The organism is Streptomyces sp. TG1A-8 (assembly GCF_030499535.1).
GTDB lineage: Bacteria > Actinomycetota > Actinomycetes > Streptomycetales > Streptomycetaceae > Streptomyces.
This window is the reverse complement of sequence record NZ_JASTLB010000001.1, coordinates 4,253,875-4,268,680: the sequence shown is the minus strand read 5'-3', so window position 1 is coordinate 4,268,680 and position 14,806 is coordinate 4,253,875. Positions and strand designations below refer to the sequence as shown.

At 74.9% G+C, this 14,806-nt stretch carries 10 protein-coding genes and 1 tRNA gene; 5 read left to right on the top strand and 6 right to left on the bottom strand.

Going from position 1 to position 14,806, the window contains the following annotated elements; genetic code table 11:
* Positions 1-132: 132 nt before the first annotated feature.
* The 5 genes from QQY24_RS18730 to QQY24_RS18710 form a co-directional block, all read right to left on the bottom strand.
* Positions 133-2,712, bottom strand: coding sequence for an ABC transporter permease (locus QQY24_RS18730; protein WP_301973840.1), 2,580 nt, complete (start codon positions 2,710-2,712; stop codon positions 133-135).
* Positions 2,709-3,497 (bottom strand): ABC transporter ATP-binding protein, encoded by a 789-nt coding sequence (locus QQY24_RS18725; RefSeq protein WP_301973839.1) that lies wholly within the window; start codon positions 3,495-3,497, stop codon positions 2,709-2,711. Before QQY24_RS18725 ends, QQY24_RS18730 begins: the two co-directional genes overlap by 4 nt.
* A 619-nt stretch (positions 3,498-4,116) precedes the next feature.
* On the bottom strand, positions 4,117-5,004 hold the full coding sequence (locus QQY24_RS18720) for a cellulose-binding protein (protein ID WP_301973838.1): 888 nt from the start codon (positions 5,002-5,004) through the stop codon (positions 4,117-4,119).
* A 205-nt stretch (positions 5,005-5,209) separates the two neighbouring features.
* Positions 5,210-8,197 (bottom strand): SUKH-4 family immunity protein, encoded by a 2,988-nt coding sequence (locus QQY24_RS18715; RefSeq protein WP_301973837.1) that lies wholly within the window; start codon positions 8,195-8,197, stop codon positions 5,210-5,212.
* 10 nt (positions 8,198-8,207) lie between these two features.
* Positions 8,208-9,203: an SMI1/KNR4 family protein gene (locus QQY24_RS18710; RefSeq protein ID WP_301973836.1), complete on the bottom strand. Its 996-nt coding sequence runs from the start codon at positions 9,201-9,203 to the stop codon at positions 8,208-8,210.
* Between the two features lie 286 nt (positions 9,204-9,489).
* Here QQY24_RS18710 and QQY24_RS18705 point away from each other — a divergent pair, with 286 nt between their 5' ends.
* Together QQY24_RS18705 and QQY24_RS18700 are read left to right on the top strand one after the other, a co-directional pair.
* Positions 9,490-10,005, top strand: coding sequence for a YwqJ-related putative deaminase (locus tag QQY24_RS18705; protein WP_301973835.1), 516 nt, complete (start codon positions 9,490-9,492; stop codon positions 10,003-10,005).
* 48 nt (positions 10,006-10,053) lie between these two features.
* Positions 10,054-10,548 carry an SUKH-3 domain-containing protein gene (locus QQY24_RS18700; protein ID WP_301973834.1) on the top strand — a complete coding sequence of 165 codons (495 nt, stop codon included), beginning with the start codon at positions 10,054-10,056 and terminating at the stop codon, positions 10,546-10,548.
* A 182-nt stretch (positions 10,549-10,730) separates the two neighbouring features.
* Here QQY24_RS18700 and QQY24_RS18695 read toward each other — a convergent pair whose 3' ends face one another.
* Positions 10,731-12,044 (bottom strand): sensor histidine kinase, encoded by a 1,314-nt coding sequence (locus QQY24_RS18695; protein WP_301973833.1) that lies wholly within the window; start codon positions 12,042-12,044, stop codon positions 10,731-10,733.
* A 166-nt stretch (positions 12,045-12,210) separates the two neighbouring features.
* Here QQY24_RS18695 and QQY24_RS18690 point away from each other — a divergent pair, with 166 nt between their 5' ends.
* The 3 genes from QQY24_RS18690 to glmU all read left to right on the top strand — a co-directional run bounded on the left by QQY24_RS18690 (position 12,211) and on the right by glmU (position 14,725).
* Positions 12,211-13,083, top strand: coding sequence for a helix-turn-helix domain-containing protein (locus tag QQY24_RS18690; protein ID WP_301973832.1), 873 nt, complete (start codon positions 12,211-12,213; stop codon positions 13,081-13,083).
* Between the two features lie 6 nt (positions 13,084-13,089).
* Positions 13,090-13,160, top strand: a tRNA-Gln gene (locus tag QQY24_RS18685).
* A 116-nt stretch (positions 13,161-13,276) separates the two neighbouring features.
* Entirely contained in the window at positions 13,277-14,725 is a 1,449-nt protein-coding gene (glmU, locus tag QQY24_RS18680) for a bifunctional UDP-N-acetylglucosamine diphosphorylase/glucosamine-1-phosphate N-acetyltransferase GlmU (RefSeq protein ID WP_301973831.1), read from the top strand.
* The last annotated feature ends 81 nt before the right edge of the window (positions 14,726-14,806 follow it).

Below are 14,806 nucleotides of genomic sequence, written 5' to 3'. Positions count from 1 at the left end.
AAGCCCCATGCCTTCCCCCGCACCGGGCTCCGCCCCGTGTCCCCCGTGTCCTCCTCATCCCCGTCTCTCCCGTCTCCCCCGTCTCCCCCGTGCACCGCGGCCGCCGGTCCGCGCGGCCCGTGCGCCGCGCCGCTATTCCGTCGCGATCGCGTTCAGCACGTTCATCCGGCCCGCGCGGAACGCCGGGACCAGGGCGGCGAGGAGGCCCACCACGGCCGAGCCGAGGAAGACCCCGGTGATCGTCGGCCAGGGGATCTCCAGGACGTTCAGGCCTTCCAGGGCGAGGAGCTTCTGGGCGGTCGCGCCCCAGCCCATGCCGAGGCCGAGGCCGAGCAGGGCGCCGAAGACGGCGATCACCACGGACTCCAGGCGGATCATGCGGCGCAGTTGGCGGCGGGAGAGCCCGATCGCCCGCATCAGGCCGATCTCGCGGGTACGCTCGACCACCGACAGGGCCAGCGTGTTCACCACGCCGAGGATCGCGACGATGATCGCGAGCGCCAGCAGGCCGTAGATCATGTTCAGCAGCTGGCCGATCTGGTCCTTGAGGGCCTTCTTGTAGTCGGTCTGGTCGCGCACGGTGTACTGCGGGTAGTCGTGCAGGGCCGCCTTGAGCGCCTTGTAGGCGGCCGCCTGCCGCCCTTCCTCGGCGGTGGCGAAGACCAGCCGGTCGAGCGGCATCCTGGCGGCCGGCACGTACGTGGCGAGCGTGGCGATGGAGGTGTACTTGGCCCCCTGGTCGATCACCTCGTCGCTGCTGGTGATCGCACGGACCGTCAGGTGGGCGGTGGAGCCGCCCCTGAACGCCACGGTGATCCTGGAGCCGAGGTGGATGCCGTGGGCCTTGGCGAACTCCTCGTGGACGGACATGGAGTCCGGCAGGTAGGCGTCCTCGAGGTCGCCGGCGACGGTCTTCTTGCGCAGGTCGGTCGCGTAGGTCGGGTCGGCCGCCGTGATGTCCGTGTCCCTGAGCGTGCGGCCGTCGGGGGTGGTGCAGTCGGCGAGGGCCGTCCTGTACTCCGTGACCCGCTCCAGCCCCGCCGTCGCCTTCACGGCCCGCACCGCCTGCGGGGTGAGGGGGCCGCCGTTGTCGTTCTGGATGATGAAGTCGGTGCCGACGGTCTTGTCGAGCTGCTCGGTGGCGGAGGCCACCATGGACGAGCCGACCACCGACAGGCAGGCGACCAGCGCGAGGCCGATCATCAGGGCCGCGCCCGTGGCGCCGGTGCGGCGCGGGTTGCGCAGGGCGTTGCGCTCGGCCATCCGCCCGACGGGGCCGAAGACCCGCAGCAGCACGGCGCCGAGCACGCGCACCACGACGCCGGCGAGCAGCGGGCCGATCACGACGAAGCCGATCAGGGTCGCCACGACCCCCAGGCCCAGCCACAGGGAGCCGTCCTTGGCCCGGTCGGCGGCGGCGGCCGCGTACAGGCTCAGGCCGCCGGCACCGGTGAGGAGGGTGCCCAGCAGGGCGCGCACCCGGCCGACCCGGGCGTCGGCCGGGGCGCCCGCGTCGCGCAGCGCGGCCATCGGGGAGACCTTGCCGGCCCGCCGGGCGGGCAGGCAGGCGGCCAGGGCGGTGACCACGACTCCGAGGAGCAGGCCGACCACCGGGGTCGTCCAGGCGACCGTCAGGTCGTCGGTGGACAGGTGCATGCCCATGGTGCCCATGAGCTTCATCAGGCCGACCGCGATGCCGACGCCCGCGCCGACGCCGAGCACCGACCCGCACACGCCCAGCAGCAGCGCCTCGGTCAGCACCGAGCGGTTGACCTGCCCGCGGGAGGAGCCGATGGCCCGCATCAGGCCGATCTCGCGGGTGCGCTGGGCGACCAGCATGGAGAAGGTGTTGATGATCAGGAAGATGCCGACGAGGAAGGCGATCCCGGCGAAGCCGAGCATCGCGTACTCCATCACGCTCAGGAAGCTCTCGACCTCCTTCTGGTTGGCGTCGGCGACCTCCTTGGCGGTGCGCACCTTGTAGGCGCCGCCGAGTTCGGCGGTGACGTTCTCCTTCAGCCGGGCGTCGCTCACGCCCTGCGCCGCCGTGACGTTGACGCCGGTGTAGACGCCGGTCCTGCCGACGAGGACCCGCCGGGCGGTGCGGGTGTCCAGGTAGAAGATCGCCGCGCCGGGGTTGGTGGCGGTGAAGGTGGCGATGCCGGAGACCCGGGCGGTGTGCGTGCCGACCGCGGTGATCACGCCGATCCGGTCGCCGAGCCCCAGGTGGTGCTTGCCGGCGGTGTCCGCGTCGACCACGATCTGGCCGGGCCCCTTCGGCGCCGTACCGGAGGTGATCTTCATGGTGCGGGCGTCGTTGCGGTTCCAGCTGCCGACGATGGTCGGTGAGCCGCTGCTGGGCGAGAGGCCGTCCTTGTCGGCGTCGACGACGGTCGCCGCCGAGGAGGACACCGTGCCCTCGGCCGACCGCACGCCCCGCGCCCTGCGCACCTCGTCGAGCACCGAGGCGGGCATGACCGGCGGCTTGCCGGTGCGCGAGGTCGTCTCACCGCTGTCGGAGGCGCTCCCGGCGCTGACCGTCACGTCGGAGGACGTCGCCTGGAAGAGCTTGTCGAAGGTGGTGTTCATGGTGTCGGTGAACACCAGCGTGCCGCTGACGAACCCCACCGACAGCAGGACCGCGATCGCCGAGAGGGCCATGCGGCCCTTGTGCGCGAAGAAGTTGCGCATCGAGGTCTTCAGGACGGTCATGACGTGCGTCCCCGGGCGTCGAAGTCCTTCATCCGGTCCAGGACCTGGTTGGCCGTCGGCCGGTGCATCTCGTCGACGATCCGGCCGTCGGCGAGGTAGAGCACGCGGTCCGCGTAGGAGGCGGCCACCGGGTCGTGGGTGACGACGACGATGGTCTGGCCCAGTTCGTCCACCGAGCGGCGCAGGAAGCCGAGCACCTCCGCCCCCGCGCGGGAGTCGAGGTTTCCGGTCGGCTCGTCACCGAAGACGATCTCGGGGCGGGCGGCGAGCGCGCGGGCCACGGCGACGCGCTGCTGCTGGCCGCCGGAGAGCTGGGCGGGCCGGTGCTCGAGCCGCCCGGCGAGCCCGACGGTCTCCACGACCCGGTCCAGCCAGGCCCGGTCCGGCTTGCGGCCGGCGATGTCCATGGGCAGCGTGATGTTCTCCAGCGCGTTCAGCGTGGGCAGCAGGTTGAACGCCTGGAAGACGAAACCGATCCGGTCCCGGCGCAGCTGGGTGAGCTTCCTGTCCTTCAGCCCCGTTATCTCGGTGTCGTCCAGGTGGATCCGACCGCTCGTGACGGTGTCGAGTCCGGCGAGGCAGTGCATCAGCGTGGACTTGCCGGACCCCGAGGGACCCATGATCGCGGTGAACCGGCCGCGGGCGATGTCCACGTCGACGTGGTCGAGGGCGACGACGCGGGTCTCCCCGGCTCCGTAGGCCTTCACGACCTGTCGTGCCCGCGCGGCAACGGCCGTACGCCCTCCAGTGCCCCCGTGCCTGGGGATGCTCACAGCCGATGTCACGGTATGTCTCCTAAGTCGGTCAAGAGGTTCGCGGTCGCGTCCCGGCGGGGCCGGTGCGTCGCCCGGGTACGTCCTCGGGTACGGCGCCGAGTCTCACGGGAGGAGGGGGTGCCGCGCGCTGGTGCGAAGCCCCCTCTTGCCGGGGGAAAACCCCACCCCCGCCGGTTGGGCCGGCCGCCCCCCGGTGGCGTGGAACCAGGTTAGGGACGGCCCCGGGTCCCTCTCGTCCTCCGCGGGGACGACCCCTTCCCGGGCCCCGGCGGGAGAGGGCCCCTAGGGGTTCTCCACCCCCGGACGGAGCGTTCCTCGGGGTCGGCTCCGCCCCGCGATCCGGGGAGCGTCCACCCTCCCGGCACGCCGGGGCCGGCTCCCGGCCCGCGCGGCCGGCCGGCACCGGCGGATGGGTGCAAGGGGCACGGTTCACGGCCGCCGGCCCGGCGTTCGGCGCACTGTGACCGGGAGGCGGCGCGGTGCCGCCTCCCGATCACGGGGAGCAGGCGGGACCCCGGCCGGGATCCGGACCGCACCGCTGCGGGCGGGGCGGGGGCACGACGGGGCGGGAGGCCGTACGCGCGCCCGCCGCGGCCGGGTCCCGCCGGCGCGCGCGCCCGCCCGGCCCCTACTCCCAGGCCGTCCGGCCCGTCAGCGAGATCAGGCGGCTGCGCGCGGAGTCCATCTGCGCCTGGACGTCGTCCCAGGCCTCCCCGTGCTCGCGCAGCAGCCGCTCCGTCTCCCGGGCGATGTGCTCCGCGCGCGCCCGGGCCTCCGCGACGATCCCGGCGGCCCGCGCGCGCGCCTCCTCCTGGCAACGGTGCGCGGCCTCCTCGGCCTGCCCGAGCGCCCGTTTCGCCTCCGACAGCGCGGCCTCGGCACCGGCCACCCGCTCGGCCTGCCACGCGTCGAACGCGGCCGCCCGTGCGGCCTCCTCGCGCCCGGCCGCCGCCCACCGCCCGGCGTGCCTGCCGGCCTGCTCGGCGGGCAGGCCGGCGGTGCGCTGCCGCGCCTCGCGCAGCGCGGCCAGCGCCTCGCCGCGCCACGCCCGCACGTCGCGCCGGGCGTCCTTGCGGAGGTCCTCGGCCTCCGCGCGCGCCGCGTCAAGCCGCTGCCGGGCGTACTCCTCCGCCTCCGCGCGGAGCGCGTCCGCGGCCTCCCGCGCCGCGCGGTGCGCGCTCTCGGCGTACTCCCCGGCCCGCACGGCCTCCTCCTGCGCCGCGCGCCGCGCACGGTCGCGGACGTCCGCCGCCTCGTCCAGCACGAACTGGAACAGCTGCCGCGCCCCCTCCCCCAGCGCCTCGTACGTCTGCGGGGGGAGGCCGGCGACGACCTCGCCCAGCCGCGCGGCCTCCGCCCGCATGTCCTTGGCCAGGACGGTCAGCCGCGCGGCCCGCTCCCACGCGGCGTCCCGGTCGTCGGACAGCGCCGCCACGTACGCGTCCACCTGGTCGGGGCGGTAGCCGCGCCCCCGGACGGTCACGAAGCCGTGCGGCGTCATCGATGCGCTGCTCACCTGAAAACCCCTCTCCACCGGACATACACGACAGAATGATTTCGTGCATATCCTGATGGATCGGGCACAAGTGTTCATGCCGCGACACTCCGCAGACACCCTGCGGCCGACATCCGCGGCACAACGCCCCGTGCCCTCCACACGGGCGTGTGGAGGGCACGGGGCGTACGGGAGGGGCCGGGGGCCTCGGCCGGAGCGGTCGCCGCTAGAGCAGGCCGTCCCACATCTGTTCCAGCAGCACCGACCACCAGGTCTCCGGCGAACCGAGCGCCGCCGGGTCCAGGGAGGCCAACTGCGCCTGGAAGTCGACCGTCCAGCGGCCCGCCTGCTCCTGGTTCAGGCCGTAGCGCAACCGCCACATCCGGCCCAGCAGCGCCAGGCAGCGCGTGAACTCCGGCAGCCCGGTGTTCACGAACTGCGGCGGCACCGGCGCACCGCCCGGCCCCGCCTCCACCGGAACGGCCACGATGCTCGCCGTGCCGTACTGCACGCAGATCGCCCGGCCGAAGTCCGTCCCCATCACCAGGTACGACCCCGCGTCCGGCGCCGGCCGCACCCCGCGCTCGACCGCCAGCTCCGCCAGCGTCGGCACCGGACGGCCCGGCTGCGCCTGCGCCCAGAAGAACGGGCCCATGTCCAGCGGCAGCCCGGCCACCACCAGCGTGTGCGCCACGATCGGCGGCACGCCCTGCCGGGACACCGCCGGATGCTCGAACCGGAAGACGCCCGGCCCGAACGCCGCCGCCAGCTCCTGCGCCACGCCCTCCGGCGGAATCGGCGGCGCGACCTGCACCGGCGGCAACGGCGCGCGCACCGGCGCGGGACGCGCGGGGCCGTCCGCCACCTGGTGCAGCTCACCCTGGTGCGCCAGCAACTGCTGCATGCCCTGCTGCCGGCTCGCGTGGTCCGTGCCGTACGGCGCGATGCTCGCCAGCCGCGCCTGCGGCCACTGCTCCCGGATCATCCGCGCGCAGTAGGCGCCCGGCAGCTCGCACGGCTCCAGCTCCGTGTGCAGCTCCAGTACCTGGTCCGGCGGCACGTTCAGCGCGCGCAGCTCGTGGAAGATCTGCCACTCGGGGTGCGGCGTGCCCGGCGCCGAGCGCCGGATCAGCTGCTGCTCCGACCCGTCCTGCGCCCGGTACCGCAGCACGGCCTGATACCCCGGGCCCACGGTCGGCTGCCCCTGCTGCGGATACCCGTAGGCGGGGGGAAGGCCGGGCCGACCGGGCAGGGGGGCGCCGGGCGGGGGCATGGCACCGGGCGGGGACGGGGGCATGGCACCCGGGGGCGGCATGACACCGGGGGGCACGGCGTTGGGCGGCGGCATCATGCCGGGCGGCACCGCACCGGGGGGCGGCATCATGCCGGGCGGCGGCATGGCGCCGGGCGGCACCGGCCAGGGAGCGCCCGGAGGCATGCCGGGAGCGCCCGGCGCGGGCGGCGGCGCGGGCGCGGCCGGGCCGCCCACGGGCGGTGCGGCCAGCACGGTCTCCGCGTGGTGCACGGCACCCCGGGCACCGCCCGGAGCGCCGGGAGCACCCGGAGCCGCCGGGACGCCGGGCGGGGTGGGCGTGCCGGAGCCGCCCGCCGCGCCCGGGGCACCCGGAACGCCCGGAGCAGCCGGGGGCTGCGGGGTGCCGGGAGGCTGCGGCACGGTCCCTCCCGCCCGGCCCGGGTCGGCCAGCATCGTGGCCGCGTGGTGCACCCCGCCCGCCGGCGTGCCGCCCTGCGCACCCGGCGCACCGGGCGGGGTGGGAGCACCCGGAGCCTTCGGCACGCCCGGCGCCTGCGCCGCGCCCGCCGGGCCGCCCTCGGAAACCCCGGACGCCCCGACCGCCCCGGATCCCTCGGGGCCGACGGCCGACACGAGCTGCGTCGGGACGTACCCGCCCGCGGGCGCGCCGCCCGGGACACCGGGGGCGCCCGGCGGCGGAGGCGGAGGCGGCACGCCGGGCCCGCCGCGCGGCCTGCGCGACGGCGGTGCGGCCCTGCTCGTCGCGGCGTCGGCGATGTCCCCGGCGTCCGGCTCCGGCGGCCGTCCGGGACCGGCGGGAGCCTGCGGCGCACCCGGGACGGCGCCCGGCGGCGGAGGCGTACTGCCCTGCGGCGCACCCGGCGTCCCGTCCTGCGTGCCGCGTCCGTCCGGGGAGCCGAGCACCGGCGCGACCGCCGTGCGCGGCAGCCCGCTGCCCCCCTTCAGCAACGCCGTCTTCGCCTCCGGGGAAACCAGCGGCGGCCCCGCGGCCCCGCCGTCCGCGTCACCCAGCGGCGGCGCGAACACCGTCGCGGGCAGCGGCACCGAACGGTCCTCGCCCGCCTCCGCGTTGGTGTCCGTACCGGCCCACGGCGTCGCCCCGGAAGGGGCCCCCGCGCCCGGCACCCCGGCGCCGCCCGCCCCGGCCGCGGGCCATGACGCGCCGCTGCCGGAACCACCGGCCGCACCCGCGCCCCCGGTCCCCGGCGCGCCGGACCCGGAGTCCGCCGCGCCCGCGGGCACCCCGGCCCGCGGCCGCGCGAGCCCCCCGCCCCCGGCGAAGGCCCCGCCGGCGGCGTCCGACCCGCCACCCGCACCGGAGTCCGCCGAAGGCGCACCCGCGCCCCCACCGGAATCCGCACGCGCACCGGAACCCCCCGCGGCCGCACCGCCCGGGGCACCCCCGGGCGCACCCGCACCCGTACCGGCCCCGGCGCCCGCGGCCCCGGGCACCTCGTCGTCCGGGCCCCCCGCCGCACCCGCGAAGGCGCCGGAAGCACCCCCGGGCCCGGACGCGGGAGCCCCCGCCCCGGCGGCACCCCCCTGCGTCCGCCGGTCCGGTATCCCCATCCTGTCCGCCGCCTCCTGCAACCACTCCGGAGGACTCAGCAGGAACGACGTCTGGTTCAGGTCGGCCCGGACGGCGGCCGGCGCCGGCACCGCGTCCCCGACGCCGTCACCACGGCCGTACTGCTCCTCGTACCGGCGGATCACCTCACCCACCGGCAGCGCCGGCCACAGCGTTGCCTCCCCGCTGTCCCGGGCGATCACCAGCCGCTGCCCGCCCGCGTCCGACCGCGGACCCCCGGCACGGTCCTCGCCCCACACCACGAAGCCCAGGTCGAACTCCCGCACCCGCACCTCACGGTGCTGGTACACCGGGACATCCCCGTTGATCCACTCCTCGGCGCGCTCCTGCGCCTGCGCGAACGTCACCATCGCTGAAAGCTCACTCCCCCACCGGCGCCGAGGACACCGCGACCGGACGCGCGAAACCGCCGTCCACCATCAGGTTCGCCACCGTCTCCAACTCCGGCGGATCGCCGGCCAGCCGCGACAGGAAGACGTCGAAGTCCTCACCGCACGGCAGCAGCAACCGCTCCACCCGCTCCGCCGGCGACCACGACGGATCGACGTCCCGCACGTCGTCGTACGCGCAGAACCACACCGAACCGGTCCGCTCGCCCCTCACCTTCACCGCGAGCAGACCGCCCTGCACGAAGGTCACCCCCAGGTAATCCTTCGTCAGGTGGTCGCGCAGGCACTTGTTGACGTACACCAGGTCGTTGACCGCCGCCTCGTCCCGCACCGTGAAGAACGGCTGGTCCAGCAGCAGCCCCAGCCCGGCGTCCAGCGCGGCGCCCACCGGCGCGCAACCGCCCGCCGCCTTCAGGAACGAACGGTAGGCGCCCGGCAGCCGGTACCCCAGGTCCTCCTCGACGCCCTGCACCTGCGACTCCGTCACCGCCACACCCGACTTGGGCAGCCCGAAGTGCGCCGGACGCGGCTCCTGCAACGGCCGCGTCCCCCGCTTGCCCTGGTCCACCCGGGCCGTCGCCACCCCGCCGTGATGCCGCAGCAGCGCCTTCACCTCCACCGGGACCAGCTCCAGCCGCCGCGAACCGGCCACGTGGTGCCACGTCCAGCCGTGCGGCGTCGCCACGTCCGGCACCGTGTCCCACAACTCGTGCCCGGCCGCAGCCAGCGCCGCGTTCGCCGACACGTAGTCCGTCAGCCGCAGCTCGTCCACGCCGAAGCCCTCCGGCGGCTCGGCGACCTCCGCCGCCGCGCGCGCGTACGGCGAGAAATCGGGGTAGCCCCGCTCGTCGACCCGTACTCCTCTCGGGTGACGTGCCGCCCGGACCGGATCCGGGAAGTGCACGACCTGCCCGGCATAAGCCGCGTTCGGCGGCGGGGCCTGCTGCCCGAGCCGGCCTGTCGTCATGGCGGTAGCCCCCTGCGGCGTTCTCTCTGGCCTGAACGGCGGTGTCGATCGCGGATGCCGACAGCCTATGCGGTACGCCCATCCCGGTCACCGGCCCGCCTCCCGCACCCTGCCAGCGGCACCGGACCCCCGGGGAGCAGCACCGGCCCGCCCCCGTGACATGCCGTCACCCCACCGTGACCGAACACCCATGCCCGGGCGTGTCGCACCGCCCCAGCTTTCCCACCGGCCACGGCATTTGGCAGTCTGTGTCCTTCGGGGGGATGCCCGAGAGGGGAAGACGATCATGAATGCCGTGCAGACCGGAGGCGGCGACGTGCGGGCCGGCGACCCCCGCGTCGGCTGGAGCGACACCGCCGCCGCACCCGTCCCGACCCTCCTGCACCGCCGCGACGGCATCCTGCCCACCGCCGCCGCCGCCCTCTCCGTCCGCGGCGCCACCCTCACCGGCACCGCCGCCCGCGGCGACCAGCCCCCGCCCCTGCACCCCCTCGTCCAGGACTTCCTCGACACCCTCACCAGCGGCCAGCGCGACCGCTTCACCGGCCGCTGCGCCGAGACCATCCTCATCTCCCGGCACATCACCGCCGCCGACGCCGCCCGCAGCAAACGCGCCGCCCGCAAGCCCATGACCAACGGCGAAGCACGCAAAGCCCTCAAGCACGCCAAACTCACCGCCCGCCGCATCCGGGAGGACGGCGACCCCCTGCACGGCAGCTTCGCCGCCCCCTGCCGCGCCTGCACGGCCCTCAGCGCCCACTTCGGCGTCCGCATCGTCGACCCGGCCCCGGCCGACGGCTAGCCCCGCCGGGACCGCGCACCACCCGCACGCACGACGAACGAAGAGCCGATGCACCCCGACCGCACCTCCACCACGCGCTTCTCCGTACCCGTCGACGCCGCCCTGCGCACCGCCGGCTGGCAACCCGGACGCTGGGACATCGGACAGGCGGAGATCTGGGCCGACACCCTGCGCGCGCACACCTCACCCGCCGGACACCGCCACGCCGTGTTCCCCGCCGCCGTCGAGGCCTGGGCCGAGTTCGGCGGCCTGCACGTCGTCCCCACCGGCCCCGGCCGCCAGATCGCCCCCACCGCCCTCCACCTCGACCCGATGCACGGTCTCCACCTCGCCCGCACCCTCGGCGACCTCGGCCGCGCCCTCGGCACCGAAGTCAGCCCCCTCGGCGCGGAGACCGACACCGCGGCCGTCCTCGCCATCGACACCGAGGGCCGCGTCTACGCCCTCGACCACACCGGCGACTGGTACCTGGGCGCCGACATCGACCGCGCCCTCACCACCCTCGTCACCGGCATCACCCCCGCCCGCCTCACCACCGCCTGACGGCACACACCGCCGCGGGCCGCCGCGGGGCCGGGACACGCCACCGGGCCGGACACGCCACCGCCGGACCGCACGCACCGCCGGCCGGCGCACCCGGGAGGAACCTCCCCCGCCCCGAGCCCCCGCCCCGAGCCGCCGAAGCCCCTCGCGGCCCCGCCGGGACCCCGGGCCCAACCCCCGCCCTACGACGCCGGAATCACCGCCGACACCCGGAAACCCCCCGCGTCCGTCGGCCCCGACACGAACACCCCGCCCAGCGCCAGCACCCGCTCCCGCATGCCCACCAGGCCGTTGCCGCCCGACGGCAGGCGCGCCGCCGACGCCGACGCGGGCTCCGGCGGCGGCTCGTTCTCCACCTGCATCGCGATCTCCACCCCCCGGTGCGCCAGCCGCACGTACGTCTTCGCACCCGCCGCGTGCTTGTGCACGTTCGTCAGCGCCTCCTGCACCACCCGGTACGCCGTCTGCTCCACCTCCGCCGCGTACGAACGCACCTCCCCCTCCACCGACAGGTCGACCGCCATACCCGCGGCGGCCGACTGCCCGATCAGCTCCCCCAGCTCCGACAGGCTCGGCCCGTCCGGGGCCGCCTCCCCACCGGCCGCCCGGGACGCCGCCTGCGCAGCCGCCGCCCCCACGGCCACCAACGGAACCGGCGCGGCACGCCGGCCCGCACCCTCCCCCGCCCGCAGCACCCCCAGCATCTCCCGCAACTCGGTCAGCGCCTGCCGCCCCATGTCCCCCACGAGCGCCGCGTTGCGCACCGCCTTCTCGGGGTCCTTGCGGGCCACCGCCTGCAGCGCGGCCGCGTGCACCACCATCAGGCTCACCCGGTGCGCGACGACGTCGTGCATCTCCCGCGCGATCCGCGTCCGTTCCTCGTTGCGCGCCCACTCGGCCCGCTCCTCGGCCCGCTCCGCGAGCAACTGCAGCTCCCGCTCCAGGCTGTCCGCCCGCTCCCGCAGGCTCTCCATCAGCCGGCGCCGCGCGCCCACGTACAGACCCAGCAGCAGCGGCGGCGCCGTCAACCCCAGCGACGTCGTGATGGACGCGAACGGAACGAACCAGTCGCCGAGCGTCAGGTCGCCCCGGGCCATGTCCTGCCGCACGCGCACGAACGTCACGATCATCGTGCCCAGTAACGACATCCCCGCCAGCGCCACGATGATCCGCCGCGGCAACTCGCACGCCGCCAGCGTGTACAGGCCGACGATGCCCATCAGGAAACCCATCTGGGCCGGCGTGATCGCGATCGCGACCAGCACCACGGCGACCGGCCACCTCCGGCGCACGAGCAGCACCGAACCGGTGACCAGCCCGAACACGATCCCCACCGCCACCGGGACCCCCGCGTCCCGGGCGAACGGAATCCCCTCCGCACCGCACTCCACGGCGGACACCAGCGCGAGGCTCCCGTCGAGCGCCGCACCGCGCCACCGCTCCCACCACCACGGGCCGGTCAGGGCCGCGGCATGGGCTTCCCCCGTCGTGGTCATGCCCCCAGCCTACGATCGCCCACCGCGCCTTTTCCGGTGACTTCCGCCCGCCCGCCCGAACCACGTCTCCCGGCCGAACACCGTCGGAACGCACCGGAACCCCCCGAACAAGCGAACCTTGTGCGTTCGACACCGGAACGGGCCGTTCCGCCCGGACCGTATGCCCATGACACCTTCATCGGGCAAGTACGCGGACTTCGAAGGCCTGCGCGAGCGGGCGGTCGCGCTGCGCCGCGGGGGTCACGGCCTCCGGCGGATCGGGGACGAGTTGGGGGTCCGCGACAAGGACGTCCTGAGCCGTCTGGTGAAGGGGGAAGCGCCGCCGGAGTGGACGAAGCGCCCCCGCGCGAAGGACGACCTGCGGGAGAGGGCCCGCGCGCTGCGGCTCCAGGGCTGGACGTACGACCGCATCCGGGCGGAGCTGGGGTGTTCGAAGAGTTCCGTCTCCCTCTGGGTACGGGACCTGCCCCGGCCGGAGCCCACGTGCACGCCGGAGGAACGGCAGGCGCGGATGAACGCCGGACTCGCGCGACTGCACGCCGCACGCGACCAGGAGCGCCGGGCGGCGAAGCAGGCGGCGGCCGAGGCCGTCGGCGCGCTGTCCGACCGCGAGCCGTACCTCGCGGGTGTCGCCCTCTACTGGGCGGAGGGGACGAAGGACAAGCCGCACGCCCGCCGGCAGAGCGTGGAGTTCGTCAACAGCGACCCGGGAGTGATCGGCGTCTTCCTCGCCTGGCTGGACCTGCTCGGAGTGGGGCGCGACCGGCTGCACTGCCGGGTGGTGATCCACGACTCCGCGGACGTCGCGGCCGCCGAGCGCCATTGGGCCGACCTCGTCGGTAGGGAGAGGTCGGACCTGGGCAGGACGGTTCTCAAGCGGTACGGGCCGAAGACGGTGCGCAAGAACACGGGGGAGTCGTACCGGGGGTGCCTCGGCATCGAGGTACGGCGAGGAGCGGATCTGTACCGTCGCGTCGAAGGTGCCTGGTACGGCATAGTAGGGGCTGTCCTTCCGGGCGATGCGTCGAACCGGACATAGGGGCGATCCCGGGTCGTCTAAGGGCAGGACAGCGTCTTTTGGTGTCGCTTATGGAGGTTCGAATCCTTCCCCGGGAGCCCGAGCGAAGGTGGGCCCTGACAGCACCGTCAGGGCCCGCTCTCATGTCGCCCCCGACCCACCCCGGTATCCTGCGGCTGTCACCCCCACCCATCCAGAGCCGAAGGGCAACCCCGTGAGCGCCATTCGCCCGGCAGCCGTCGTCGTTCTCGCAGCGGGTGAGGGCACCCGTATGAAATCGGCCACACCCAAGGTCCTGCACGAGATCTGCGGCCGTTCCCTGGTCGGCCACGTGCTGGCCGCCTCCCGCGAATTGGACCCCGCGCACCTGGTCGTCGTCGTGGGCCACGCCCGTGAGCGGGTCGCCGCGCACCTGACCGGGATCGACCCGGACGTCCGGACGGCCGTGCAGGAGGAGCAGAACGGTACGGGGCACGCCGTGCGGATGGGCCTGGAGGAACTGGGCGGGGCCGTGGACGGCACGGTGGTCGTGGTCTGCGGGGACACCCCCCTGCTGACCGGGGACACCCTCGCACGGCTCGTCGCCGCGCACCACGGCGGCGGCAACGCGGTGACCGTGCTGACGGCGGAGGTCCCGGACGCCACCGGGTACGGCCGCATCGTCCGGGACGGGGCGACCGGCGCGGTCACCGCGATCGTGGAGCACAAGGACGCCTCCGAGGCCGAGCGGGCGATCCGGGAGATCAACAGCGGGGTGTTCGCGTTCGACGGCCAGTTGCTCGCGGACGCGCTGAAGAAGCTGCGGACGGACAACAGCCAGGGCGAGGAGTACCTGACGGACGTGCTCGGGATCCTGCGGGAGGCCGGGCACCGGGTGGGGGCGTCGGTGGCGGCCGACCACCGGGAGATCGCGGGGATCAACAACCGGGTGCAGTTGGCCGAGGCCCGTCGCACCCTCAACGAGCGGCTGCTCACGCGCGCCATGCTGGACGGTGTGACGGTGGTGGATCCGGCGACGACGTGGGTGGACGTGGGCGTCACCTTCGAGCAGGACGCCGTCGTGCATCCGAACACGCTGCTCACCGGGTCGACGCATGTCGGCGAGGGTGCGGAGGTCGGGCCGAACAGCCGGCTGGGGGACACCCGGGTGGGCGCGGGGGCGCGGGTGGACAACACGGTCTCGGAGGGTGCGCGGATCGGTGCGCGGGCGTCGGTGGGTCCGTACGCGTACCTGCGTCCCGGTACCCGGCTCGGTGCGGGGGCGAAGGTCGGCACGTACGTGGAGACGAAGAACGCCTCGCTCGGTGAGGGGACGAAGGTTCCGCACCTGTCGTACGTCGGTGATGCGACGATCGGCGAGTTCACGAACATCGGCGCGGCGAGCGTGTTCGTGAACTACGACGGGGAGAGCAAGCACCACACGACGGTGGGGTCGCATTGCCGTACGGGTTCGGACAACATGTTTGTGGCTCCTGTCACGGTCGGGGACGGTGCGTACACCGCCGCCGGGTCCGTGATCACGAAGGACGTGCCGCCCGGTTCACTGGCCGTGGCCCGCGGTCAGCAGCGGAATATCGAGGGCTGGGTGGCTCGCAAGCGTCCGGGGAGCCCGGCCGCGAGGGCGGCCGAGGCGGCGTCCCGGAAGGGCGAGGGCGAGGACTGACCGGAAACGGGTGCGCCAAACACGGCGTACCGTGATAAGTGCACAACCCGCACCCCTACCAGCTGATACGGCCTCTCCTGC

Excerpts from the sequence above, each read along its gene's own strand:
- QQY24_RS18730 (WP_301973840.1), bottom strand. The coding sequence starts at position 2,712 with ATGACCGTCCTGAAGACCTCGATGCGCAACTTCTTCGCGCACAAGGGC.
- QQY24_RS18715 (WP_301973837.1), bottom strand. The coding sequence starts at position 8,197 with ATGGTGACGTTCGCGCAGGCGCAGGAGCGCGCCGAGGAGTGGATCAAC.
- QQY24_RS18710 (WP_301973836.1), bottom strand. The coding sequence starts at position 9,203 with ATGACGACAGGCCGGCTCGGGCAGCAGGCCCCGCCGCCGAACGCGGCT.
- QQY24_RS18705 (WP_301973835.1), top strand. The coding sequence starts at position 9,490 with ATGAATGCCGTGCAGACCGGAGGCGGCGACGTGCGGGCCGGCGACCCC.
- QQY24_RS18700 (WP_301973834.1), top strand. The coding sequence starts at position 10,054 with ATGCACCCCGACCGCACCTCCACCACGCGCTTCTCCGTACCCGTCGAC.
- QQY24_RS18695 (WP_301973833.1), bottom strand. The coding sequence starts at position 12,044 with ATGACCACGACGGGGGAAGCCCATGCCGCGGCCCTGACCGGCCCGTGG.
- QQY24_RS18690 (WP_301973832.1), top strand. The coding sequence starts at position 12,211 with ATGACACCTTCATCGGGCAAGTACGCGGACTTCGAAGGCCTGCGCGAG.